The 25,663-nt window shown below is 64.5% G+C and carries 22 protein-coding genes; 11 read left to right on the forward strand and 11 right to left on the reverse strand.

Features of this window, described 5'->3' with window-relative positions:
• Window positions 1-41: 41 nt before the first annotated feature.
• The 3 genes from abmR (at window position 42) to CH295_RS07445 (ending at window position 3,181) form a co-directional block, all read left to right on the forward strand.
• A complete protein-coding gene (abmR, locus tag CH295_RS07435; RefSeq protein WP_037196003.1) occupies window positions 42-587 on the forward strand; it encodes an ATP-binding transcription factor AbmR in 546 nt (181 codons plus the stop codon).
• 133 nt (window positions 588-720) lie between these two features.
• On the forward strand, window positions 721-2,331 hold the full coding sequence (locus CH295_RS07440; RefSeq protein WP_170945791.1) for an ABC-F family ATP-binding cassette domain-containing protein: 1,611 nt from the start codon (window positions 721-723) through the stop codon (window positions 2,329-2,331).
• Between the two features lie 37 nt (window positions 2,332-2,368).
• On the forward strand, window positions 2,369-3,181 hold the full coding sequence (locus CH295_RS07445; protein ID WP_502694470.1) for an alpha/beta fold hydrolase: 813 nt from the start codon (window positions 2,369-2,371) through the stop codon (window positions 3,179-3,181).
• Between the two features lie 68 nt (window positions 3,182-3,249).
• Here the strand turns inward: CH295_RS07445 and CH295_RS07450 are convergent, their stop codons facing one another.
• On the reverse strand, window positions 3,250-4,938 hold the full coding sequence (locus CH295_RS07450; protein ID WP_094740326.1) for an AMP-binding protein: 1,689 nt from the start codon (window positions 4,936-4,938) through the stop codon (window positions 3,250-3,252).
• Window positions 4,939-5,042: 104 nt separating this feature from the next.
• On the opposite strand from CH295_RS07450, the gene CH295_RS07455 reads away from it, so the two are divergent.
• Window positions 5,043-5,516, forward strand: coding sequence for a DUF3995 domain-containing protein (locus CH295_RS07455; protein WP_094740221.1), 474 nt, complete (start codon window positions 5,043-5,045; stop codon window positions 5,514-5,516).
• Here the strand turns inward: CH295_RS07455 and CH295_RS07460 are convergent.
• From CH295_RS07460 to CH295_RS07480, 5 genes are read right to left on the reverse strand one after another with little or no spacing between them, the layout of a single operon-like run.
• The gene (locus CH295_RS07460; RefSeq protein WP_094740222.1) at window positions 5,513-6,619 is read right to left on the reverse strand and encodes an ABC transporter ATP-binding protein; all 1,107 of its coding nucleotides are present in this window, start codon (window positions 6,617-6,619) and stop codon (window positions 5,513-5,515) included. The two genes, CH295_RS07455 and CH295_RS07460, sit on opposite strands and share 4 nt — an antisense overlap.
• An 11-nt stretch (window positions 6,620-6,630) precedes the next feature.
• Window positions 6,631-7,515, reverse strand: a complete 885-nt coding sequence (locus tag CH295_RS07465) for a carbohydrate ABC transporter permease (protein ID WP_094740223.1) — start codon at window positions 7,513-7,515, stop codon at window positions 6,631-6,633.
• Window positions 7,515-8,465, reverse strand: coding sequence for a carbohydrate ABC transporter permease (locus CH295_RS07470; RefSeq protein WP_037196012.1), 951 nt, complete (start codon window positions 8,463-8,465; stop codon window positions 7,515-7,517). The genes CH295_RS07465 and CH295_RS07470 overlap by 1 nt, the downstream gene beginning before the upstream one ends.
• Window positions 8,462-9,814: an ABC transporter substrate-binding protein gene (locus CH295_RS07475; protein ID WP_230596525.1), complete on the reverse strand. Its 1,353-nt coding sequence runs from the start codon at window positions 9,812-9,814 to the stop codon at window positions 8,462-8,464. The genes CH295_RS07470 and CH295_RS07475 overlap by 4 nt, the downstream gene beginning before the upstream one ends.
• A complete protein-coding gene (locus tag CH295_RS07480; protein WP_037196016.1) occupies window positions 9,811-10,842 on the reverse strand; it encodes a sugar-binding transcriptional regulator in 1,032 nt (343 codons plus the stop codon). Before CH295_RS07480 ends, CH295_RS07475 begins: the two co-directional genes overlap by 4 nt.
• Window positions 10,843-10,958: 116 nt before the next feature.
• Here CH295_RS07480 and CH295_RS07485 point away from each other — a divergent pair, with 116 nt between their 5' ends.
• Entirely contained in the window at window positions 10,959-11,981 is a 1,023-nt protein-coding gene (locus CH295_RS07485; protein WP_094635210.1) for an NAD(P)-dependent alcohol dehydrogenase, read from the forward strand.
• A complete protein-coding gene (locus CH295_RS07490; protein ID WP_094635209.1) occupies window positions 11,978-13,453 on the forward strand; it encodes a mannitol dehydrogenase family protein in 1,476 nt (491 codons plus the stop codon). Before CH295_RS07485 ends, CH295_RS07490 begins: the two co-directional genes overlap by 4 nt.
• On the opposite strand, the gene CH295_RS07495 is transcribed toward CH295_RS07490, so the two are convergent.
• Window positions 13,437-14,102, reverse strand: coding sequence for a potassium channel family protein (locus CH295_RS07495; RefSeq protein ID WP_037196024.1), 666 nt, complete (start codon window positions 14,100-14,102; stop codon window positions 13,437-13,439). The genes CH295_RS07490 and CH295_RS07495 overlap by 17 nt on opposite strands.
• Window positions 14,095-15,408, reverse strand: coding sequence for a TrkH family potassium uptake protein (locus CH295_RS07500; protein WP_094635208.1), 1,314 nt, complete (start codon window positions 15,406-15,408; stop codon window positions 14,095-14,097). Before CH295_RS07500 ends, CH295_RS07495 begins: the two co-directional genes overlap by 8 nt.
• A 288-nt stretch (window positions 15,409-15,696) precedes the next feature.
• On the opposite strand from CH295_RS07500, the gene CH295_RS07505 reads away from it, so the two are divergent.
• Complete coding sequence (locus CH295_RS07505) at window positions 15,697-16,965, forward strand: sensor domain-containing phosphodiesterase (RefSeq protein WP_094740224.1); 1,269 nt, start codon at window positions 15,697-15,699, stop codon at window positions 16,963-16,965.
• A 16-nt stretch (window positions 16,966-16,981) separates the two neighbouring features.
• Here the strand turns inward: CH295_RS07505 and CH295_RS07510 are convergent, their stop codons facing one another.
• The 3 genes from CH295_RS07510 to CH295_RS07520 form a co-directional block, all read right to left on the reverse strand.
• A complete protein-coding gene (locus CH295_RS07510) occupies window positions 16,982-18,124 on the reverse strand; it encodes an L-talarate/galactarate dehydratase (RefSeq protein WP_170945808.1) in 1,143 nt (380 codons plus the stop codon).
• 130 nt (window positions 18,125-18,254) lie between these two features.
• Complete coding sequence (locus CH295_RS07515) at window positions 18,255-19,208, reverse strand: 2-hydroxyacid dehydrogenase (protein ID WP_094740226.1); 954 nt, start codon at window positions 19,206-19,208, stop codon at window positions 18,255-18,257.
• Entirely contained in the window at window positions 19,208-20,554 is a 1,347-nt protein-coding gene (locus CH295_RS07520; RefSeq protein ID WP_094740227.1) for an enolase C-terminal domain-like protein, read from the reverse strand. Before CH295_RS07520 ends, CH295_RS07515 begins: the two co-directional genes overlap by 1 nt.
• Before the next feature lie 288 nt (window positions 20,555-20,842).
• Here CH295_RS07520 and CH295_RS07525 point away from each other — a divergent pair, with 288 nt between their 5' ends.
• The 4 genes from CH295_RS07525 to CH295_RS07540 are packed head-to-tail and all read left to right on the forward strand — an operon-like array spanning window position 20,843 to window position 25,663.
• The gene (locus tag CH295_RS07525; protein WP_094740228.1) at window positions 20,843-22,441 is read left to right on the forward strand and encodes an aldehyde dehydrogenase (NADP(+)); all 1,599 of its coding nucleotides are present in this window, start codon (window positions 20,843-20,845) and stop codon (window positions 22,439-22,441) included.
• A 31-nt stretch (window positions 22,442-22,472) separates the two neighbouring features.
• On the forward strand, window positions 22,473-23,399 hold the full coding sequence (locus CH295_RS07530) for a 5-dehydro-4-deoxyglucarate dehydratase (protein ID WP_094740229.1): 927 nt from the start codon (window positions 22,473-22,475) through the stop codon (window positions 23,397-23,399).
• Window positions 23,399-24,667 carry a glucarate dehydratase family protein gene (locus tag CH295_RS07535; protein ID WP_094635203.1) on the forward strand — a complete coding sequence of 423 codons (1,269 nt, stop codon included), beginning with the start codon at window positions 23,399-23,401 and terminating at the stop codon, window positions 24,665-24,667. The genes CH295_RS07530 and CH295_RS07535 overlap by 1 nt, the downstream gene beginning before the upstream one ends.
• A gap of 48 nt (window positions 24,668-24,715) precedes the next feature.
• Window positions 24,716-25,663 (forward strand): GGDEF domain-containing protein, encoded by a 948-nt coding sequence (locus tag CH295_RS07540; protein ID WP_094740230.1) that lies wholly within the window; start codon window positions 24,716-24,718, stop codon window positions 25,661-25,663.

Below are 25,663 nucleotides of genomic sequence, written 5' to 3' on the forward strand. Positions count from 1 at the left end.
ATCATGTAATCAGTCTTACAAACACCCACGAGGGAGCTCACATGAAACCCAACGGACGCTCGTTCGGTCGCCCCGGCGGCTGGCAGCACGCAGACATTCCGGACGCCACCGACGCCGCCGAGTGGTTCGGTGGCCGACTCCCGGACACCTGGTTCGACGGTGCCGCCTCGGTCGAGGTCGACCGAGAGGAGATCGTCGTCGTCGGGACATTGCCCGTGGAGCAGGACAGTTCACCCGCAGCCAACGAGGGCCGCATCGCGCGATTCCGGGAAACGACCCGCGGCGACCGCATGCAGATCGCCGACGAGGCCGAGAAGCGATACGGACGCAAGGTCGCCTGGGGAGTGAGAACCGGATCCGACGTGGTCCTGTTCACCCACCTCGCAGTACCGGTCATGACGCGCCTGCGTCAGCCCGAGCGTCGCGTCCTGGACACCCTCGTCGACGCCGGCGTCGCTCGTTCCAGGGCCGACGCCCTGGCCTGGGCTGTGAAGCTCGTCGGCGAGCACACCCAGGAGTGGCTGGACGAACTGCGGGGCGCCATGACGACGGTCGACGAGCTACGCAAGAAGGGCCCGTCGGTTTAATTCGCTTGCGTACTCGTCGGGTTCGGGGTTAGCGTGGCCTTCGCCTTGTCGCCCACAGATTCGGAGAGGCCATTGCTCTTCCAGAGGTTCTAGACGCCTGCAGATCCATCGCACGCACACCTTTGGAGCAACCATGCCTCATTCGTCATCACTGTCCATCTCGAACCTGAGCTTCACATGGCCGGACGGCGACCCCGTGTTCGACGCCATGTCGGCCATCTTCCCCAGCGGCTCAACAGGTCTCATCGGTTCCAACGGTGCGGGAAAGTCGACGCTCCTGCGATTGCTCGCCGGGGAATTGACACCACAACTCGGTTCCATCTCGATACCGGGCGTACTCGGCTACCTGCGCCAGGACGTCGCACTGGACCCCGACCTGCCCGTCGATCGGGTACTGGCCATCGATTCGGTGCGAAAAGCATTGCATCGCATAGAATCCGGATCCTCCACCGAGGACGACTTCGCAATCGTCGGGTCGGCGTGGGACGTCGAGGAGCGCGCTCTGGCACTGCTGGACAAGCTCGGCCTGGGCAGCATCGTCGGCTCCCTGGACGATCTGGATCGCCGCGTCGGCACCCTGTCGGGCGGCGAGACGATACTGCTCGCTCTCACCGCACAACTGCTCGCCCAACCCGACGTACTGCTGCTCGACGAACCGACCAACAACCTCGATCACGCTGCGCGAGAACGCTTGTACACGGCAGTCGACGGCTACGCGGGTGTGCTGATCGTGTGCACTCACGATCTCGAGCTGCTCGAACGCGTCGACTCCATCGCCGAGGTGCGGGCCGAGCGCAGCGGAGTCTCGCGGCTGCGCATGTTCGGCGGCAACTATCAGCACTATCGCTCGGTCGTCGACGCGGAACAGGAAGCCGCACGGGCGACCGTCCGTGATGCCAAGAACGACGTCCGCAAGCAGGAACGCGAACTGATCGACACCCGAATCAAACTCGACAGACGCCAGCGATTCGGGAAGAAGATGGAAGAGCAGAAGCGTGTACCGCCGATCCTCGCGGGCCGACGCAAGCGGGCTGCCCAGGAATCGGCAGGCAAACTTCGCGGGACGCAGAGCGACCGCGTCGACGACGCCCGATCGTCACTGTCGGCCGCCGAGGATCTCCTGCGCGACGACCGCGAGATACGCGTCGACCTCCCGGCGACGAAAGTTCATGCGGGACAGGTGGTTCTCGAACAACCCGAGCTCAGCATCGTCGGTCCCGAGCGCATCGCGCTGATCGGACCGAACGGGAGCGGCAAGACCACCCTGTTGCGGGCTCTGGACGCCACCGGGGCAGAGGTGCCGTGGAAGTATCTGCCGCAGCGGTTGGACGTCTTCGACGAATCCCGCACCGTCGCCGAGAACGTATCCGATGTCGCCCCACAGGCCACCGCCGAACAGATCCGAGGCCAACTCGCCCGCTTCCTGTTCCGCGGATCCGACGCCGACGCCGTCGTCGCAACCCTCTCCGGTGGCGAACGACTGCGGGCCGCACTGGCACGAATTCTGCTGGCGGAGCCGGCTCCGAAACTACTGATGCTCGACGAGCCGACCAACAACCTCGACATCACCAGCCGACAACACCTCATCGACGCCCTCGGAAAATTCGAGGGTGCGCTGATCATCGCAAGCCACGATCGACCGTTCCTCGACGCCATAGCGCCCACCCGCACCATCGACCTCACCCCGACCGCCGAGCCTCCCGAGTCCGCCGAAGAAGCGCCCGCCCGTAGGGAGTCAATGTGACGTTCAGTGGCCTTTGTGGGGGTCAATGTCACGTTGAGTGGACTTCAAAGGCAAGAATCGCGGGGTGGAGTACGCCTCGAATGCAGACGATGGAACACGGATCGCGTACACGGTGGTGGGGTCCGGGCCGCCGTTGTTGATGGTGCACGGCAGTTTTCTCACGCACACGATCTGGCGGACGTTCGGCTATGTGAAGGCGCTGCGCGGCAGTCGGCGGTTGATTCTGATCGACAGTCGTGGGCACGGCCGCAGCGAGAAGCCCCATTCTCCCGACGCCTATGCGATGGGCACTATCGTCGGCGATCTGACGGCGGTGCTCGATGCGGTGGGGGTCGATACCGTCGATTACCTCGGGTACTCGTTCGGGGCTCGGGCCGGGTTGGCGTTGACGGCTGCCGCTCCCGAGCGAGTGCGATCACTGGCCGTCGGCGGCGGTAGTCACGGCGCTCAGGCAGGCGCGTTCGATCGCCTGTTCTTCCCCGGATGCGCCGATGTGTTGGAGCAGCGCGGCATGGACGGATTTCTCGAGGTCTGGACCAGCCACCGCATGTTCCCGATCGATGCGGGTACCCGAGCGGTGTTCTCCGCCAACGATGCCCAGGCCATGGCCGCGTACATCCGAGCATCCGACGCCGATCCCGGCCTACCGGACGAGGCGTTGCAACGATTCACCCAACCGTCGCTGTTCTACGTCGGCAGTCAGGACGGCACCAGGCTCAACGACACCCGAGCTGCCGCAGCGCTGGTACCGAACTCCGAGCTGCATGTCATCCGCGGATTCGACCACGCGACAACGATGGCGGCGTCCACTGAAGTGCTCGGCGTCCTCGAACGGTTCTGGGACAGGTGACGTCAGCGCCCACAATTCGCCTCGAGAATCGGAATCCCGCCTCACGCAGCACATAGTGGACAGCCACATCACCTCTTCAGCGCAGGAAACTGGTCGTCGCGCCACTCGGTCTCCAGCGGTCCGACGGCCGCATCCTCACGAGCACGCAGTTCCACTCGACGGATCTTGCCGGAGATCGTTTTCGGTAGCTCGAAGAACTCGATTCGGCGCACACGCAGGAACGGTGCCAGGTGCTCGCGGGCGTACTTGAGGATCTCGAATGCAGTGTCCTCGTTGGGTTCCCAGCCCGACGCCAGCGCCACGTATGCCTTCGGAACGGCCAGTCGCGTCTCGTCCGGGGCCGGCACCACCGCGGCCTCGGCAACGGCGGGGTGTTCGATGAGCACGCTTTCGAGCTCGAACGGGGAGATCTTGTAATCCGAGGCCTTGAACACGTCGTCGGTGCGGCCGACGTAGGTGATGTAGCCCTCGGAGTCCCGTGATGCCACGTCGCCGGTGTGGTAGTACCCGTCGGCCATCACGGCGGCGTTGCGTTCGGGGTCACCGAGGTAGCCGGTCATCAGGTTGAACGGCTTCTGGGCCAGGTCGAGGCAGATTTCGCCCTCGTCGGCGAGTTCGCCGGTGGTGGGGTCGACGATCACCACCGGAACGCCCGGCAGCGGCCTCCCCATCGAGCCGGACTTGAGTACCGCGCCCGGCGTATTGGCAACCAGCGCAGTGGTTTCCGTCTGACCGAACCCGTCGCGGATGTTCAGGCCCCACTCCTGTTGGACCCGCGAGATCACCTCGGGGTTGAGCGGCTCACCGGCTCCGATGGCCTCGCGTAGCGAACCACCGCCGCCGGCGAGATCGGCTTGAATCAGCATGCGCCACACCGTCGGCGGCGCACAGAACGTCGTCACCTCGGCCCGTCGGATCTGTTCGAGCAACGCTTTCGCGTCGAATCTGCCGTAGTTGTAGATGAAGATGGTCGCCTCGGCGATCCACGGGGCGAAGAAGCAACTCCACGCGTGCTTGGCCCACCCGGGCGAGCTGATGTTCAGGTGTACGTCGCCCGGGCGCAGCCCGAGGAAGTACATGGTGCTCAGATGCCCTACGGGATAGGAGATCTGAGTGTGCTCGACGAGCTTGGGCTTGCTGGTGGTACCGGAGGTGAAGTACATGAGAAGGCGGTCGGTGGGAGCCGTCACGGACTCGAACGGTACGGCCTCGACGGAGCGAGCCTCGGCATAGTCCACCCAACCATCACACGCGGACGTGGCGATACGCAGGTAGTCACCGGGGACGTCGTCGAATTTGCCGGTGTCCGAGGGGTTCACGATCACTGCGCGTGCATTGCCGCGTACGACGCGATCGGTCAGATCTGCGGATCCGATGGCAGTGGTGGTCGGCATCAGGACCGCGCCCAGCTTCATCACCGCGAGCATCGCTTCCCACAGCTCCACCTGGTTGCCGAGCATCAGGATCACCGAGTCGCCGCGGCCGATTCCCTGCTGCTCGAGCCAGCGGGCAACCTGGTCGGAGCGACGAGCGATGTCGTCGAAGCTGTACTTGGCCTCGCTGCCGTCCTCCTCGACTATCCACAGCGCGGTGCCATCGTTGCCTCGCGCGATCGCATCGAACCAATCGATCGCCCAGTTGAACGTCTCACCGAACGACGGCCATTCGAAAGATGCCACTGCACGGTCGTACTCGCCGTAGGCGTCGAGTAGTAGATCGCGTGCATTCTTGAATGCCGTGTGTGCCGATTCGGCCATGTTTCCTCCTGCGCGTGTGATGCCCATCACCACCAAGCTAGGGGACGCGCACGGCCTCTCGCTACCCCCGAACGGGGGTGCGACGTCGGCTACCCTCGGTCACCGTGGCCATCGGATACTTCGCGATCGCATGTGCTCTGGGGATAGTCCACGCCGCGTTTTCCGGCTATTGGGCCGCAGGTGGGCGGTGGATGCTCAGCTCCGTCGGTTCCTTCGCAACAGAATGGGTCGACACCGAACCGCAGACCGCGAAGACGGCACTGCTGGCACTTGCGCTGGTCAAACTCGGCGCGGCAATTCTTCCCGCTCTCGCGTACATGAACCGGCCGCGCCTGGCAGCACAGAACCGGACCCGGCTGCCGTCGTCGATCCTCGGCATATCCTGGCCCGGCGCTGTGCTGCTGATCCTGTGGGGCGGAGCGTCGTTCGTCGGCGCGGTGATCGGCCTGATCGCCTCGGACGAGAACCGAAGCGTCAAGTACGGGCACCTGTTCTTCGACGGCATCTTCCTGCTCTGGGGTGCCGCACTTCTGACGGCACTGATCCTCTCCCGGAAAGCCCCGTACCGACCGCGCTAGATGCGCTCTCCCGTCTCGGGGTGGAAGAGGTGGATCGCACCGTCGAGGCGCTTCAGGCCGATACTTTCACCGATCCTAGCCGGAGCACGCACTGTCGAACGCGCAACCAACGACACCGGTCCCCCGTCGAGTCCCTTGACCTTCGGGTCGTCGAGGTGCGCGTAGACGTAGGACTCGCTGCCCAACTCCTCGATGAGATCGACCTTGCCCTCGAAGCCCTCGCCGCCGCCGTGGACGATGCCGAGGTTCTCGGGCCGCATTCCGATGGTGACCTCGTCGATACCCAGGCTCGCGAGCTTGGTCAGCTCGTCGCGCTCGAGCGGGAGCAGGAACTTACCGATCTGGACGCCACCGGAGCCGATGGGTACCGTCATCAGGTTCATTGCCGGAGACCCGATGAATCCTGCGACGAACGCGTTGACAGGATTGTCGTACAGGTCTGTGGGAGAGGCGAACTGCTGCAGCTTGCCGCCGCGCAGCACCGCGACGCGGTCGCCCATCGTCATGGCCTCGACCTGATCGTGGGTGACGTAGACCGTCGTGGTGCCGAGCCTGCGCTGCAACGCCGCGATCTGCGTACGCGTCTGCACCCGCAGCTTGGCGTCGAGGTTGGACAGCGGCTCGTCCATGCAGAACACCTGCGGCTCACGAACGATGGCCCGGCCCATGGCAACTCGCTGACGCTGGCCGCCCGAGAGCTTACCGGGCTTGCGGTCGAGGTACTCCGTGAGATCGAGCAGACGGGCCGCTTCCGCGACGCGCGCCTGACGCTTCTCGAGGCTCACTCCGCGCATCTTGAGCGCGAAGCCCATGTTCTCCCCGACGGTCTTGTTGGGGTAGAGCGCATAGTTCTGGAAGACCATGGCGATGTCGCGGTCCTTGGACGGAACGCCCACCATGTTCTTGCCGCCGATTTCGATTGCGCCACCGTCGATCTCCTCGAGACCGGCGAGCATGCGCAGGGCGGTGGACTTGCCGGAGCCGGACGGTCCGACCAGGACGACGAACTCGCCGTCCTCGATCTCGAGGTCGAGGGAATCGACGGCGAGCGAATCGGCACCTTCGTAGACGCAGGATGCCTTCTTGTACGTGATTGCAGCCATGAGACTTTCTCCTATTTGATGGCGCCGAAGGACAGGCCGCGCACGAGCTTGTTCTGCGCGAACCATCCGGCAAGGACGACGGGGAGTGCTGCGAACGTCGCAGCGGCGGACAGCTGGGCCCAGTACAGGCCCTGGCCGGTGATGAATCCGACGAGGTACACCGGAATCGTCTGGGCCTGAACAGCAGTGAGATTGACCGCGAAGAAGAACTCGTTCCACGAGAAGATCACGCAGATCAACGACGTCGCCGCGATACCGGGAGAGACGAGCGGCAGGATCACCTCGCGGACCGACGTCCACAACGACGCACCGTCCATACTGGCGGCTTCGAGCAGTTCCGACGGCACCTCCATGAAGAACGAGCGCATCATCCACACGGCGATCGGCAGATTCATCGCGGTGTAGAGGATCACCAGTGCCCAGATGTTGTCGAGCATGCCGATGTCGCCGACGATGACGTACAGCGGAACGATGACGGCCACGACGGGCAGCATCTTGGTGGAGATGAAGAAGAACAGCACGTCCTGGGTCTTCTTGACCGGCCGCAGTGACAACGCGAACGCTGCCGGAACACCCAGTAGCAGAACGAGAATCGTCGAGACGATCGTCGCGAACGCCGAGTTCAGTAGGGTCGTTCCGATACCACTTTCGAGGACACCCCGGTACTGATCGAGGGTGGGGGTGAAGATCAGCTTCGGCGGGTTGGAGTACGCATCGGCCTCCTGCTTGAAGCCGGTGATCACCATCCAGAGCACCGGGAAGAAGAATGCGATACCGGCCACCCAGGCGACGAAGGACCAGATCGTGCCCGGGCCCCACTTGCTCTTCTTGCGAATTTCCTGCCCGTCGGAGGTCTGCGCGACGGGCTTCTTCTTGCTCGTGGTTGCCGTGCTCATCACGCCGCCTCCTCGTTTGCGCTGAAGCTCTTGAAGATCAATCTCAGCGCCAGAGTGCTGAGGACGATGGTTGCCACCACGGTGACGACGCCCATGGCCGCGGCTTGACCGATGTCGAATCCGAGGAAGGCACGTTGGTAGATGTAGAACGGGAGGTTGGCCGACGCGACTCCCGGTCCACCGGAGGTCATCATGTAGACGGCGTCGAAGGTGTTGACGAGGTAGATGGCACCGAGAACCGTGCCCAGTTCGATGAACCGGCGCAGGTGCGGCAACGTCAGCTCACGGAAGAGCTTGAACGGGCCTGCGCCATCGACGCGTGCGGCCTCGGCGATGTCCTTGGGCATGGACTGCAACCCGGCGAGAATCAGCAGCATCATGAACGGCGTCCACTGCCACACCAGGTTCGTCATGACCGCGGCCAGCGGGAACCGCGAAACCCAGTCGATCTCACCGACTCCGAACGGACTCAGAGCGAAGTTGATCAGACCGAAGACGGGATCGAACATCGTCGTCTTCCAGATCAGCGCACCGGCGACCGGGGTGACGAGGAACGGGGTGATCAGGAGTGTACGGATCAGACTGCGCCCGATGAACTTTCGATCGAGCAGCAGCGCGAGCGCCAGACCGAGGACCACCGAGATGATCACGGTTCCGACGATCATGATCACGGTGTTCATCGCGACCTCGCGGAACTGGCTGTCGCGGAAGACGTCGATGTAGTTGTTCAGGCCGTTGAACTCACGCGAACCCGGACGAACGAGGTTCCAGGACTGCGTCGAGTAGTACAGCGTGAACAGGAACGGGATCTGGGTGACGATGATGGCGAACACCAACGCCGGCAACAGCGGTCCGCGTCGACGCCAGCCCTCGGCCTTGGAGATCGTTCTCGGTCGCGGTACGAACTTCTCCGGTTCGGCCGGAGCCGTCCGTTCTTCGGTGGTGGTCATCCCTGGTCCTCCTGATACGTCTTGCCGACCACTTCGGCGTATTGCTGCGCTTGGTCGAGCGCCTCGTCGACGCTGATCTGTCCGGCGATCGCGGCGCTGATCTGCTGGCTGACCCGGGTACCGAGGTCCTGGAACTCCGGAATGGTCAGGAACTGGACTCCGGTGTACGGAACCGGGTCCACGGTGGGGTTGTTGGGGTCGGCGCTGTCGATGGAGTCGAGGGTCAGCTGACCGTAGGCAGCCGCCGCCTCCGCGTACTCGGGAATCTCGTAGGTCGAGAGACGACTTCCGGGAGGCACACGCTCCCAACCGAGTTCGTTTCCGACCTTGTTCAGGTACTCCTTGCTGGTCATCCACGAGACGAACTTCCACGCCTCGTCGGGAGCCTCGCTGGTCTGGGGAATGCCCAGCGCCCAGGAGTACAGCCAACCGTTGTCGCCCTTGGCCGCCGACGGGGCCTTGGCATAACCGATCTGCCCGACGACGTTGCTCGACGACGGATCCTCGAGTACCGAGACAGCCGAGGTGGCGTCGTACCACATTGCCGTGTTGCCCTGCGAGAGTTGCGTTCCGCACTCACTGAAGCCGCTGGTGGCCGCGCCGGCCTGACCGTGCTCACGCACGGTGTCGACGTAGAACTGGACGGCTTCGCGTACCTCGGGACTGTTCAGCTGGGCATTCCAGTTCTCGTCGTACCAGCGGCCGCCGAACGCGTTGATGACCGTGTCGAGCGGCGCGAGCACCTCACCCCAGCCGGGCTTGCCGCGCAGGCAGATTCCGGACAGGCCGGGGCTGTCGAGCGCGGCCGCGGCGTCTGCCACCTGCTGCCACGTCGGCTCCGCCGGCATCGTGATGCCCGCGGCCTCCATCAGATCCTTGCGGTACATCAGGAACGAGGATTCACCGTAGAACGGCACCGAGTACATGCTGCCCTCGTACGACAGCGATTCCTTCAACGTCGGGATGAAGTCGTCCTCGTCGTACCCCGGCGTGGCGTCCGCGTACTCGGAAAGGTTGGTGAGCCAGCCGTTCTCGGCCCACTGCGGGGTCTCGAAGTTGCTGATCATCACCACGTCGAACTCGCCGCCACCCGTCGCGACCGAGGCCGTGATCTTGGCCCGGGCCTCGTTCTCCGACAGCGACACGAACTTCAGATTGATGCCAGGGTTCTCCGCCTCGAACTCGGGCGCAAGCGAAATGGCGTCGGACATCTGTGAATTCGAGACGATCGCGACGGTGATCGTCGTACCGTCACCGTCACCGCCGAACGAGCCGGCGCCGGCACATCCGGACAGCACCAAGGTCGTCGCGAGTGAGCTCGCGACAACCACTTTCGGTAGAACCCTCACTGAAATACCTTTCCATTGGAGGTCGCCGTTGCCGGAGCTTGCGCAACGAGCCAACGTGCACTTTCGATATCGGTGACCAGGATCGAGGCCAGTCCACCCCGCAACGCACCGAGCAGCGCTTCGTGTTTTCGTTTTCCGCCGGTGACGAGCACGGCCCGATCACAGGCCCTGATGGCGTCGAGCCCCACCGACACGGTTCGGCCGGGGAGCGATCCTCCGGTGTCCTTGCCGTCTGCGTCGTAGAACCGTCCGCCGATCTCACCGACCGCACCGAGGCGACGCAGTTCGTCGAGCACCTCGAGGTCGATGAAGCTGCCCTCGAACAACGTGGTGGACGTGGAAACGGGACCGATGCCGTACATCATCACATCGGCATCGGTCCCGGCCTTGAGGGCACGCGAGATCACGGAATCCTGCTCCAACGCAACCACTGTCGCCTGATCGGCATACAGCGGCGCATTGAGCCTGACGGGTGTCGCCTGCAGGTACGCAGCGCAGCGTCCGAGTGTGTACTCCACACCGGTCTGGTAGTCGGCCGAAGTGATGGAACCGTCGAGTTGCACCACCGCAGCACATTTGGTGGATCTGGTCTTGAGCGAGCTGGCCACCGCAACCGTCTCGGGCCCCCAGGTGAAGCCGAGAACGTCCTGATCCTTGAGGCGACGCGAGAGCAACGTCGCCGCTGCGCGACCCAGCGACCCGTAGCCTGCGTCCGTGCCGTCGATGACGTCCGATACGACGAGTACCTCGGTCAGCCCGTAGCGAGCCTCGAGTTCACGTTCGACGTCGGCGTGGACGGTGCCCTGCAGATCGTCGGGAACGTTGATCTCGATGGTGACGAGACCCTGGGTGCGAGCACGAGCGACCAGCCGTCCCGCCGTCGGGCGCGAGACGCCGAGCTTCACGGCGATCTCGGCCTGCGTCGCGCCTTCGAGGTGATACATGGTGGCGGCGCGCAGCGCCAAGCGGAGGTCCTCTCCCGACCGCGGAGACTTCGACCCCGCTGGACCGGATGACGATCCATCCATGTCGCCTCCCCAAGTTGTGAGCAGATGCTCAGCTCGTGTTCATCTGCTCACTAAGCTAACATTAAGGTGTGATCTACACAACACCCCCTCGCCACCAGCGACCCGTGCCACAGTCCATGCAGGCCAGCGTCCTGACCGGAGTGCAGGAGATACGACTCGAAGAACGGCCCGTCCCCACGCCCGCGCACGACGAGGTCCTCGTGCAGGTCACAGCAGTCGGGGTGTGCGGTTCCGACGCGCACTACTACCGCGAGGGACACATCGGCGACTACGTGGTCGACGGTCCCCTCGTACTCGGACACGAGGCAGCGGGCGTCATCGTGGCCGTGGGCACCGACGTCTCCGACACCCGCATCGGACAGCGAGTGTCCATCGAGCCGCAGCGCCCCGATCCCACCAGCGCTCAGTCTCGCGCCGGCCGCTACAACCTGTGCCCGGCCATGGAGTTCTTCGCGACGCCGCCCATCGACGGAGCGCTCGCGGAGTACGTACTGATCCAATCGACCTTCGCCCACGACGTCCCCGACGACATCTCCGACGAGGCCGCAGCCCTCTTCGAGCCGCTGTCGGTCGGCATCGCATCGGCCCAGAAGGCACGTATCTCCGCGGGATCGAGTGTGCTCATCGCGGGGGCGGGCCCCGTCGGGCTCGTCACCGCTCAGGTCGCGCGCGCATTCGGAGCCACCGAAGTGATCGTCACCGACATCGACGCGTCCCGCCGCGCCAACGCGGCGAAGTTCGGCGCGACTCGCGTCCTCGACCCCACGGCCGAGGACGTGCGCTCCCTGACGGTCGACGCCTTCATCGACGCATCCGGTGCGGCCCGAGCCGTGATCGACGGCATCCACGCGGTACGTCCCGCAGGAACGGTCGTCCTCGTCGGCATGGGCGGATCGGACTACCCGCTGCCGATCTCGCGGATCCAGAACCGAGAATTGCTGCTCACCGGCGTCTTTCGCTACGCCAACACATGGCCGATCGCACGCGCGCTGGTGGCGTCGGGCATGGTGGATCTCGACGCGATGGTGACGGCGCGCTTCGGACTCGAGGGCGTCGAGGATGCATTGAACGCCGACAGGCAACCCGGAAGCATCAAAGCCGTAGTGATCCCAGGACTTTCGAAGGAGACGAACGCATGAAGTTGAACTCGCAGAACCTCGCCGACTTCATCGAGGACGTCGCAGTTCCGACGTACGACCGATCCGAGGTGACGGCGGGCATCGTGCATTTCGGTGTCGGCGGCTTCCACCGTGCCCACCAGGCGATGTACATCGACCGTCTGATGCAGCAGGGGCAGGCGCTCGACTGGGGAATCTGCGGTGTGGGGGTGCTGCCCGGTGACCGTCGAATGAACGACGTCATGCAAGCACAGGACTGCCTGTACACGTTGGCGCTCAAGCATTCCGACGGCACGTGGGACACCCGCGTCATCGGTTCCATCGTCGAGTACCTGTTCGCACCGGACGACGCCGAGGCCGTGATCGAGAAGATGGCCGCCGACACGACGAAGATCGTCTCGCTCACCATCACCGAGGGTGGCTACAACTTCTCCGCGACGACGGGCGAGTTCGACGCGGACAATCCGGCCATCGTCGCCGACCTCGCCGACGGCGCAGTTCCCGCAACGACATTCGGACTGGTCATCGAGGCGTTGGCTCGGCGCAAGGAGCGCGGCATGACCCCGTTCACCATCATGTCCTGCGACAACATCGAGGGCAACGGTCATATGGCGCAGTCGACGTTCACGACGTTCGCGCGCCTGAAGGACCCGGCGTTGGCCGACTGGATCCAAGCCGAAGGCGCGTTCCCCAATTCGATGGTCGATCGCATCACGCCGGTCACGACACCGGAAGTGACCGAGCAGCTTTCGCTTCGATACGCTATCGACGACCAATGGCCCGTCGCGGGCGAGCCGTTCACACAGTGGGTCCTCGAGGACAACTTCACGCTCGGCCGTCCGCCACTGGAAGAGGTGGGCGTGCAGGTGGTCGAGGACGTCACGCCCTACGAGCTGATGAAGCTGCGGTTGCTCAATGCCAGCCATCAGGCGCTCGCGTACTTCGGCTATCTCAGTGGCTATCGCCTCGTCCACGAGGTGTGCCAGGATTCGCTGTTCGCGGACTTCCTGCTCGCCTACATGGACGAGGAAGCAACCCCGACGCTGCAGCCGGTCCCCGGCATCGATCTGACCGATTACAAGCGGACGTTGATCGAGCGGTTCTCCAACCCCGAGATTCGCGATACCGTCGCCCGCCTGTGTGCCGAGTCCTCGGACCGAATTCCCAAGTGGCTCTTGCCTGTCATCCGCAAGAATCTCGAGACCGGCGGTGACATCACCCGCTCCACCGCAGTGGTGGCCAGTTGGGCTCGCTACGCCGAGGCCGTCGACGAGTCCGGCGAGCCCATCGAGATCGTCGACCAGTTGAAGGATTCACTGGTGCCGATCGCGCAGAGTCAGCGTGAGAATCCGACGGCGTTCATTGCCAACCGCGCGGTGTTCGGGGATCTGATCGACAACGAGCGGTTCGTCGCCGAGTACACGAAACAACTGTCGTCTCTGCAGGAGCAGGGAGCACGCGCGACGCTGGAATCGCTCAGGTCGACTCACTGAATCGTTCGGCGTCTCGAACCTGACCGGAGACGATGACGGTATCGCCCGCGCCGATCACCGTGTCGGCCGTGGCGTAGGTGAATCCTTCGCCCTGACGCTTGACCGCGACGACGGTGACACGATGCTTGGTGCGTATCCCGCTTTCGCCCAACTTCTTTCCGATGATGGAGGCGGGCGGAGAAGTCTTGATCATGGCGAAACCGTCGTCGAATTCGATGTAGTCCATCATCCGACCGCGCACCAGGTGGGCGACGCGCTTGCCCATGTCGTGCTCGGGCCGCACCACATGGTGCACGCCGATCTGGGTGAGAATCTTGGCGTGCGCGTTGCTCAGAGCCTTCGCCCAGATCGTCGACATCGACAGATTCACCAGAGCCGATGCGGTGAGCAGGCTGGCTTCGAGATTGGACCCGATGCCCACGACGGCACGGTCGTACTCGTGCACCGACAATTGCCGAAGAGACTCCTCGTCGGTGGTATCGGCCACCACAGCATGCGTCAGACGGTCTGCCACGCGTTGTACTACGGCCTCGTCGCTGTCGATGCCGAGCACCTCGACTCCCTGGCCCATCAGTTCCAGTGCCAGCGACTTGCCGAAGCGGCCGAGCCCGAGAACGACGACGACGTCGGAGGATGGTTTCCTAGCCAATGAACGGCCTTTCCGTGGGGAGCGTGTAACGCCGACCGCGGTCGCGGGCGGCAAGGGCGCTGACCAGAGTGATGGAGCCGATGCGTCCCAGGTACATCAGAACGATCAGGATCACCTGCCCCCACCCGGGCAACTGTGCGGTGATTCCGGTGGACAGGCCTACCGTCGCGAACGCGGAGACGACCTCGAACAGGAGGACGTCGAGGTCGAAGTCCGTGCCTGCCAACAACGCGACGACCGGGAGCATGACCAACGCGACACCGATCAGTGCCACCGTCAACGCCTGACGCTGCACGCGCGCGTCGATCCGACGATCGAACACCGTCACTTCCCGGTCTCCGCGGATCTCGGCCAGGATGACGAATAGAAGGAGCGCGAAGGTGGTGACTTTGATGCCACCCGCCGTGCCGCCGCTGCCGCCGCCGATGAACATCAGGACATCGGTGACCAACAGGGTCGCGTTGTCGACATCGGCGTAGTCGACACTGTTGAATCCTGCGGTTCGAGGCATGACGCCCTGGAACGTCGCGACGAGCATCTTGTCCCAGAAGCCGAATCCACCCAGCGTTCTCGACCACTCGAACAACATCACCACCGTCGGCCCGAGCACCAGAAGAACGCCGGTGACGGTCAAGGTCAGCCGAGTGTGCAGCGACCATCTCTTGCGTGCTCGAACGCCACCGGCACGTGCGCGGAGGTGGCGGGCGATCTCGAAGAGAACCGGAAATCCGATGCCGCCCAACACGACCGCGATCAACAGTGGAATGCAGATCCACGGATCGGTGGCGAACCCGATCATGTTGTCGCTGAACAGGGCGAAGCCGGCGTTGTTGAACGCGGAGACCGCATGAAAGGTCCCCAGCCAGAGTGCGCGCCCGAGAGGCTCGTCGTATCCGAGAAAGAACCGCGCCGCGAGGGCGAGCGCAACGACGCTCTCGATGATCAGACTGGTACGGAACACCCCGACCACGACGCTTCGGACATCGCCCAGACCCGACGTACGAACCTCCGCAGCCGCATTGAGCCTGCCGCGCAGACCTATTCGATCGGCCAGGACCAACCCGACGAGGGACGCGATCGTCATGATCCCGAACCCACCGATCTGGATCAGGCCGAGAATCACGCCCTGCCCGAAACCCGACCAGTACACCGGGGTGTCCACCACGATCAGACCCGTCAGACTGACGGCGGAGGTCGACGTGAACAACGACTGCAGGAACCCGGTCTCGCTGCCGGGAACGGTGGCCGCAGGCAGCGACAGCACGCCCGCACCTATCGCAATGGCGAGCGCGAAGCCTGTGGCCATGACCCGGACCGGCGTCGGCCTGAAGATCGCGGCCCATCGCGATGCCTGGTGAGCGTCTGTCACCCGAGAAACAGTACTGTGCACCTCGCGCAGTGGTGTGGCAAAGCCCGCGGGTCGTTCCGCAAGCTGCACTCCCATGTGCCCCAGGCGGCATCCAACCGCGCAGTGCCTACGGTACGAGACCCACCCAGTGGTGATCTGCACGTCCCCGGGCCGAACTCGCGCAGGGCGGGTAACGTCGAAAACGAGCTGAAAATCTATTGTTCGATCGCGAAGAAAGACACCTTCATGCCGGACGACGCTGTGCGCGAGCGTTCCTCGCACGAGGCGATTTCCTCTGCCCTCGCCGATGTGAGCGCTGTCCGACCGGTATTCCAACCCGTGGTCGAACTCGGCACCGGAACCGTCCTCGGGTACGAGGCTCTGGCGCGGTGGCCCGAGTGGCCCCAATTGGACCTGGATTCCGTGTTTTCGACGGCCGCAGATCTGGGTGTGGTGGATGATCTCGATTGGGCTTGTCGCACAAGCGCGGTCGACGCAGCACTCGCTGCAGGGATGGCACAGGAACTGTGTTTGTTCGTCAACGTGGAACCCCACACCGCAACCGGACCGACCGACGCCGCCAAGCGCGTGTTCGCATCGGCCGAGGGCCGATTCTCCGTGGTGCTCGAGCTGACAGAGAGGTCACTGCTGGCCGATCCCGCAGTGTTGTTGGCCGTGGTTGCCGACGGTCGGCGGGCAGGATGCCGTATTGCTCTCGACGACATCAGCGTGCATCCGGACACGGTGACCATGCTCGAGTTCGTCGCACCGGACATCATCAAGCTCGACCGTTCGTTGGTCCAGCAAGATCCGAATCGAGCGCAGGCGCGCGTGGTCGCCGCGGTACGAGCGCATTCCGAGGCGACCGGGGCGACTGTTCTGGCAGAGGGCATCGAAAATGACGAACACCTCGCCCGCGCTCACTCACTCGGGGCGGTACTGGGCCAGGGCTGGCTGTTCGGAAAGCCCGGTCCGCTGCCCGAGTCGGTGCGGACGGCACCGGGTGCGCTGTCGATTCTGAGCGAACCCGTTTCGAACTCCGGTCTGGTCCCGAACCTGCCATCGGATCTCTTCGAGCTCGTGGCTCCGTCGATCGGAACCAAAGCCTTCATCCGCGCCATCTCCCGCCAGATCGAGGACTACGCCCGCGATACCAACGATTCGCTGGCCCTCATGTCCACCTTCCAGCATTCCCGATGGTTCAGCCCGCCTGTCGCCGAGCAATACGCCTTACTGGCCACCAAGCACCCATTCGTCGCGGCCGTCGGCGTCGGCTTGGGAGGGGCACCTGCGCCGGGTGTGCGCGGAGCAGATCTCGATCCCACGGAGGAGTTCACTCGAGAGTGGACGATCACGGCGGTCGGTCAGCACTATTTCTCGGCGCTCATCGCCCGCGATCTGGGCGACACGGACTGCGCCGACGCGGATCGACGATTCGAGTTCGTGCACACGCACAATCGGCAGCTCGTCGTCGCCGCCGCCAGATCGCTCATGCGCCGCATCATTCCCATGTGACCGGGGCTGGTACCAGCTAGCGCACCACCACCCTCGCCACTGTCCAGGCCCGACCCTGCTCGCTCAACGTGAAGCCCAGTCCCGGACGTGCAGACAGATGCATACGCCCGTCTCGGGTCTCGAGATGCTCGTCGAACAGCGGGTCCAGCCAGTCGAAGTGCTCCACCCACGTCTGCAGTGGATACACCGCCGCGAGGTGCAGATGGATCTCCATGGCGAAGTGCGGGGCGAGTTGCAGATTGTGGTGCTCTGCCAGCGTGGCCAACTTCAGGAATTGCGTGATCCCGCCGATGCGGGGAGCGTCGGGTTGCAGAATGTCGACCGAGCCGGCCTCGATGAGGCGGACGTGCTCGCCGACGCTCGCCAGCATCTCTCCCGTTGCGATCGAGGTATCCAGGCTACGAGCGAGCTGGGCATGCCCCTCGGCGTCGTACGCATCCAGGGGTTCCTCTATCCACACGAGGTCGAATTGCTCCAGGATTCGGCCCATGCGCTGCGCCGTCGGGCGGTCCCACTGCTGATTGGCGTCCACCATCAGCGGGACATCGTCACCGAGGAAATCACGGACCGCGGTGACGCGGGCGATGTCGGTACGCCAATCCGGTTGGCCCACTTTCAGTTTGATGCCGCCGATGCCGTTGGCCAGTGAGATGGCGGCGTTCTCCATGACCTCCTCGATGGGAGTGTGCAGAAAACCACCCGAGGTGTTGTACGTCTGCACCGAATCGCGCGCCGAGCCGATCAGTTTGGCCAGCGGCAACTCCGCCCGCTTGGCTTTGAGATCCCACAGCGCGATGTCGATCGCGGCAATCGCCTGCGTCGCAACACCGCTCCGGCCCACCGACGCTCCGGCCCACACGAGCTTGGTCCAGATCTTGCCGATGTCGTTCGGGTCCTCGCCGATGAGAACTGGGGCGATCTCCTGGGCGTGCGCAAACTGGGCGGGCCCGCCGGCGCGCTTGGAGTATCCGAAACCGATTCCCGCATGCCCCTGTTCGGTACGAATCTCGGCGAACAGGAACACCACCTCGGTCATCGCCTTCTGCCTGCCGGTGAGCACCTTGGCGTCACTGATCGGATTCTTCAGCGGTAACACGATCGAGGACAGCGTGACTTCGGCGATGCGATCGATACTTGCGACGCCGGGAGCCAGTGCCATGATTGCCGCATCGGGGGCAGTGAGGCCGCTTGTCGGTTTTTCTGTGGCGATGGTCATCACGGGCTCCTGGGATCGTCGATTTACTGTGTCTCACAGACTATTTCGACGATCGATGTGGGTCCAACACCATTTATCGACCGATCGATGCCGCCAGAGCATCGATGTTCGACGCGATATCCGCGACACGTCCCACGAACGTATGATGCGTGACGCCCGACGAGTGGGGCGTCATCAGCACATTGTCGAGATCGCGGAACGGCAACACACTCGGTTCTCCCACGCCGTCCGGCCCGGGGTACTGGTACCAGACATCGATTGCGGCAGCAGCAATCTTGCGGGAAGACAACGCGTCGAACAGTGGCTGCTCCTGTACCAAGGGTCCGCGCCCGACATTGACGAGTACCCCGTCGCGACCGAGTCTGCTCAGCTCGTCGGCACCGATCATCCCGCGCGTGTGCTCGTTCAGCGGTGCGGAGACCACAAGAACATCCGCGAAATCGGCGAGCCTCGTCAAATCCGCGGCATCCGAGACCCATTGGAGTCCCTCATCCGGAGCTCGCCCGCTTCCGGTGACCGCAGCACCGGTCGCCCCGTAGGCCTGAAACAGCTGCCAGGTTCGCCTGCCGATGTGTCCGAAGCCGACGAAGCCGATGCGGGCACCGCTCAGCGACAACGGTTGCGGGATGCTCGGGTCGTAGACGGCGGTCGCGAACCGCCCCTCGCGCAGTGCCCGATCCTGTAGCAGAAACTGTCGGCGCAGCATTACCGTTGCTGCCACCACGTACTCGGCAATCGACTGTTCGTGGTGAAAGGTGTTGCACACCTGCACATCGGGGCCCAAACCGGAGCGATCGACGTTGTCCGTTCCGGCACCGGCAACGTGCACCATGCGTAGCTTCGGCGCTGCGGCACCCATGGCCGCGCTGAACTTGCCACCGACGTAGACGTCCGCATCGGCAAGTTCGTCGATGACCCGGCTCTCGTCGAACGGCACGCACCAGATCACCTCGGCATCGACGGGCAGGCCCGCCTCGAACTGCTCCCGATGGGGCAGCACATTTCGATCACCGACCACGATCTTCATCAGCGGACCAGGGCCGGCCGCTTGCTGTCGAACGTCCACCCCTCGATCAGATATTGCATACCGATGGCGTCGTCGCGGGAACCGAGACCTTCCTTCTGGTACAACTCGTGCGCCGCGTCGATCTGCTCGAAGTCGAGTTCGACACCCAGACCCGGCTTGTCGGGCACGGTGAGGTAGCCATCTTCGATCGTGAACGGCTCCTTGGTCACTCGCTGTCCGTCCTGCCAGATCCAGTGCGTGTCGATGGCCGTGATCGTCCCTGGAGCGGCCGCGGCCACGTGGGTGAACATGGCCAGCGAGACGTCGAAGTGGTTGTTGGAGTGCGAACCCCACGTCAGACCCCACGCATCGCACAGCTGCGCGACGCGTACCGAACCGGCCATCGTCCAGAAGTGCGGGTCGGCGAGTGGGATGTCCACCGCACCGGATCGGATGGTGTGGCCCATCTCGCGCCAGTCGGTGGCGATCATGTTTGTCGCGGTCTGCAACCCGGTGGCGCGCTTGAACTCGGTCATCACTTCTCGGCCGGAGAATCCGCCCTCCGGGCCGACGGGGTCTTCGGCGTAGGCCAGGACATCCCGCAGGCCACGACACGTCTCGATCGCGTCCTTCAGCAACCAACCACCGTTGGGATCCAACGTGATTCGAGCCTCGGGGAATCGCTCGGCCAGAGCACGTACCGCGGCGGCCTCCTCGGCGGCGGGCAGCGCACCCCCCTTGAGCTTGAAGTCCTGGAAGCCGTAGCGTGCCTGCGCCGCCTCGGCGAGGCGCACGATCGACTCGGGATCCATGGCCTCCTCGTGCCTGATGCGCATCCAGTCGTCTGCTCCGGCGGCCTCGTCGGCTGCACTGCGGTACGCGAGGTCGGTCTTGGTCCGATCGGCGACGAAGAACAGGTAGCCCAGAGCCTGAACCTTCTCGCGCTGCTGTCCGTCACCCAACAGTGCTGCAACACTGACGCCGAGATGCTGGCCGAGCAGATCCAACAATGCCGATTCCACTGCGGTCACAGCGTGAATCGCGATCCGCAGATCGAAGGTCTGCGCTCCGCGGCCTCCGACATCACGATCCGCGAACGTGCGGCGCATGTCGGCCAGCACAGCGTTGTACCGACCGATGCCCTGGCCCTCGACGAGTACCCGCGCATCCTCGAGAGTCTGCCGAATCGCCTCTCCTCCCGGCACTTCACCGACGCCGATGCGCCCGTCCGAATCGGTGAGCACCACCAGATTGCGGGTGAAGTACGGGGCGTGGGCTCCGCTGAGGTTCAGCAGCATGTCGTCGTGACCCGCGATCGGAATGACACGCATCTCGGCGACGACGGGTGTGCTGGTGTGGACGTTCATGCCCGACCTTTCTCACATACTTCTGGTGACTCGGCTCACAGACGACAGTAGGGCTGTCGATCGATTCCTGTCCAAGACCATCTGCGCATCGACCGATGCAGTAGTGGCATCGGTAACGACACCGAGAGCGCATCGGTCCTGGCAGTGAGATCGATACCGAGACTGAATCAAATGCGACATTTTTAGACTTGGACATGTATCGATCGGCCTTCTACCGTGGTGAGCTATGAGCCAGGTCACGCCTCGGCGTCAGCGTACGTACCGCACCACAGCCTTAGGAGTCACCCCATGACAGCGTCGACGACACAGTCCACCCACCTCACCGGCCGGATGATCATCGCCGGCGTCCCGGTCTTCGGTGGCGGTACGCAGATTCACGGAATCGACCCCAGCACCGGCGCGAACCTCGACCCTGCCTACGGACACGGCGACAATGCCGACGTCGAAAAGGCCTGTGCCGCAGCGGCCGAGGCGTTCGCCGATTACCGGGCCACGTCCTCGGAGACCCGCGCTCAGTTCCTCGAGACCATCGCCGACAACATCGCGGCTCTCGGCGACACGCTGATCGAGCGCGCCGTCGCCGAGTCCGGACTTCCGTTGGCCCGCATCACCGGCGAGGTCGGCCGCACCACCGGCCAACTCCGCCTGTTCGCTTCCGTTCTGCGCGAGGGCAGTTGGAACGGTGCCCGTATCGATCCGGCCCAGCCCGATCGCACGCCACTCCCCCGCGCCGACATCCGCCAGCGGCAGATTCCGTTGGGCCCGGTTGCAGTGTTCGGAGCCAGCAACTTCCCGCTCGCCTTCTCCGTCGCCGGCGGCGACACCGCCTCCGCTCTCGCAGCCGGATGCCCGGTGGTCGTCAAGGCCCACGATGCCCATCCGGGAACGTCCGAACTGGTCGGTCGAGCGATCGCCGATGCGGTGTCTTCCACCGGAATGCCCTCGGGCACATTCTCTCTGCTGTTCGGCTCCGGCCGTGGACTCGGCACCGCTCTGGTGACCGACCCTCGCATCAAGGCAGTCGGCTTCACCGGATCACGCTCGGGTGGAACTGCTCTCGTTGCCGCCGCGGCCGGTCGTCGTGAGCCGATCCCGGTGTACGCCGAGATGAGTTCCATCAACCCGGTGTTCGTCATGGACGGCGCTCTCGCCACCCGCGGAGCCGAGCTCGGCCGCGCCTTCGTCGCATCACTGACGATGGGCTCGGGCCAGTTCTGCACCAACCCCGGTCTCGTCATTGCCGTGGACAGCCCTGGACTGCAGTCCTTCACCGAGGCAGCGACGGCGGCGGTAGAGGAATCCGCCCCCACCACGATGCTGACCCCGAACATCGCCTCCAGCTACGCGGACGGCGTCGCCACGCTGTCCGATGCAGTCACCGTGGTCGCGCGAGGATCCGACTCCGATGCTCCGAACGTCTGCCGCGCAGCGCTGTTCGAGACCGACGCCGATACGTTCCTGACCTCCGAGGACGCACAGGCCGAGGTGTTCGGGGCGTCGAGCCTCATCGTTCGGTGCACCGACGCGCAGCAGGTTCGCGACGTCGCCGCGCTACTCGAAGGTCAGCTCACCGCCACGATTCACGCCGACGAGTCCGATCACACCGAGGCAGGCAAACTGCTCTCGGTTCTCGAACTCAAGGCCGGCCGCATCCTGTTCGACGGATGGCCGACGGGCGTCGAGGTGGGCCACGCAATGGTCCACGGCGGTCCCTTCCCTGCCACCTCCGATTCCCGCACCACCTCGGTCGGATCTCTCGCCATCGACCGCTTCCTGCGTCCCGTTTCTTACCAGGACGTTCCGAAAACATTGCTGCCCACTGCAATTGCCGACGGCAACCCAGAGGGAATCTTTCGCCGCATCGACGGCCAGCTCACCCAAGACTGACTCACCCCACCAAGTTCTCGAGGAGACCACCATGCTCGACGGAGTCCTGTTCTTCCCCGTCACCCCGTTCACCGCCGCCGGTGAGGTCGATTACGACCTGCTGGCCGCGCACATCGCGAAGGGCGTCGATGCCGGACCCGGTGGGGTGTTCATCGCCTGCGGCACCGGCGAATTCCATGCCCTCGAAGGCGAGGAATTCGGCAAGATCGTGCGCACTGCAGTCGACGTCGTGGCGGGCCGTGTGCCGGTGTACGCAGGCGCAGGCGGATCCGTGGCGCAGGCAAAGGCGTTCGCGGCGAGCGCGAAGACCAACGGAGCCGACGGCATCCTGCTGCTACCTCCGTACCTGGTGACGATGCCGCAGGCCGGTCTGGTCAACTACACCAAGGCCGTGGCCGCCGCGTCCGATCTGCCGTTGATCGTCTACAACCGCGGCAATGCCCGTTTCACCGAGGACTCGGCCGTCGAGGTAGCTCAGCTGCCCACCGTCGTCGGGTTCAAGGACGGCACAGGCGATCTCGATCAGGTCGGCCGGATCGTCCGCGCAGTCCTGGATGCACTCGAGCCGTCGGGCAAGCCCTTCCAGTTCTTCAACGGCCTGCCCACCGCAGAGGTCTCACAACAGGCGTACCGGGCCATCGGTGTCACTCTGTACTCCTCGGCCACGTTCGCATTCGCTCCCGAGCTGGCGCTGGCGTTCTACCGGTCTCTGGACAGCGGCAACGAGAAGCTCACTGCTGCACTGCTTCGCGAGTTCTTCCACCCACTGGTGCGTCTACGCGACAAGGTTCCCGGGTACGCCGTCGCTCTCATCAAGGCAGGCGTGACGATGGAGGGTATCGAGGCCGGACCGGTGCGCCCGCCGCTGGTGGACATCAGTGCGCCGCACCTCGAGGAACTGACCGCGATCGTCGCCGCCGGCCGGGCCGTGCTGGCGTACGAGCTCGCGGTGCGCTGATGCAGGATCCGGTTCTGATCACCGGCGCTCGGATCACTCCGATCGCCTTCGTGGACCCTCCGTTGCTCAACACAGTCGGGGTGCATCAGCCGTACGCACTACGCGCGATCATTCAGCTGGACACCGATGCCGGCGTAGTCGGACTCGGTGAGACCTACGCCGACACTGCGCATCTGGCTCGTCTCGACGCGGCGGCTCAGGCCATCACCGGCCTGGACGTGTTCGCACTCAACGAGATTCGAGATGCCGTCGATACGGTACTCGGGACGCTGTCCATCACCGGCGGAGACGGCGTCGCGGGAATGATCACCACGGCCAGTACCACCGACCGCGTCTTCTCGCCGTTCGAGATCGCGTGCCTGGACGTGCAGGGCAAGGTGTTGGGGCGGCCGGTGTCGGACCTGCTCGGGGGCAAGGTTCGGGACTCCGTTCCGTTCAGCGCGTATCTGTTCTACAAATGGGCAGCACATCCCGGTGGCCGACCGGACGAGTGGGGCGAGGCCGTCGACCCGGCCGGCCTGGTACGCCAGGCCCGAAAGATGATCGACGAGTACGGCTTCGAGGCCATCAAGGTCAAGGGCGGCGTCTTTCCACCCGACGAGGAGATAGCCGGGATCAAGGCGCTCCGGGAGGCATTCCCGGAGCTACCGCTCCGGCTGGACCCCAACGCGGCGTGGACGGTCGACACGTCCATCCGTGTCGCCGCCGAGCTCGACGGCATCGTCGAGTATCTCGAGGACCCGACACCGGGACTCGACGGGATGGCCGAGGTCGCGCGCGAGGCGAAGATGCCTCTCGCGACCAACATGTGCGTCGTCGCCTTCGATCATCTGAAGCCCGCGGTGGTGAAGGACTCGGTGCAGGTGGTGTTGTCCGACCACCACTACTGGGGCGGGCTACAACGATCGAGGTTGCTCGCCGGCATCTGCGACACCTTCGAGCTGGGTCTGTCGATGCACTCGAACAGCCACCTCGGAATCAGCCTGGCCGCCATGGTTCACCTCGCCGCGGCGACGCCCAACCTGACCTACGCCTGCGACACGCACTGGCCGTGGAAGAGCGAGGACGTCGTCGTACCCGGGGTGTTGAACTTCGTCGACGGCGCGGTGGCAGTTCCCACCGGGCCCGGCCTCGGCGTCGAGATCGACGAGGACGCGCTCGCGGCGCTGCATCAGCAGTACCTCGACTGCGGTATCCGCGACCGTGACGACACCGGATACATGCAGAGCATCGATTCGAGCTTCGAAAACACCTGCCCGCGCTGGTAGGACTAAGCTCGCTCCGGGTCGTGGGGATCCGTGCGAGAGGTCTGTCGTGTGAACACCGGTTGGCAATATTCCCCCGCGCCGGTCGCGCGAACGTCCGGGGTCAACTGCCTCGTCAGTGGACTGGTGGGTGTCGTCACCGTCGTCGGGGCTTCGCCTCGGGCGGCGACCGTGTTGCTCGTCCTGGCGGTGGCATGGTGCGCACTGGGCATCTACATGATCGCGGCGGCACCGGTGCTGTCTCGACGCCTCTACCTGGCGATGCACCTGTCCGGTCTGACGAGCATCGCCCTGTTCTGCAGCGCGGCGGGCGGGGCGATCGCGGCCATGTCCGGCATCTTCCTCCAGCTACTTCTGGTGACGCCTGCGTTCATCGTGCTGCCCAACCGCATCGCCTGGCGGACGACGGTTCTCAACGCCGTGTACGTCGCGTACCTGGGTGCCGTCGTCGGCGGTATCCATTCCGTCCTGGTGATCAACGCCCAACTGGTGCTCGTCGCCATCGCGATCTCCGCGGCCTGGGTCCAGAGCGTGGCCTCGACCTCCGAGATCGACCACCTCACCCAGCTTCCGAATCGACGGCGCCTGACCCGTGAGTTGGACGCTCGGCCGGGAACGGTGGCGAGCGGAAAGATCGACGCCATCGCAGTGGTGGACATCGATCGCTTCAAGGTGATCAACGACGACCACGGTCATGCGGCCGGTGATCGCGCGCTCGAGATCGTGTCGTCCGCACTACGCACCTGCCTGCCGCGGCAGTACCTGCTGAGCCGCTCGGGCGGCGATGAATTCACGGTGCTGTGCATCACGGGCACAGCCGCCGAGCTACGCGACGCCGTCGATCGCGTTCGGACGGAGCTACCGAAGGACGTGACGATCTCGGCGGGAGTGGCGAGCCGGCAGGACGGCGAAGCCGCCCGCGCCACCCTCGCGCGCGCCGACCGAGCGCTGTACGAGTCCAAGAATCTCGGGCGGAACCGCACGACCGTCCACGAGTAG

It is taken from the genome of Rhodococcus sp. 14-2483-1-2 (assembly GCF_002259405.1).
Taxonomy (GTDB): Bacteria; Actinomycetota; Actinomycetes; order Mycobacteriales; family Mycobacteriaceae; genus Rhodococcoides.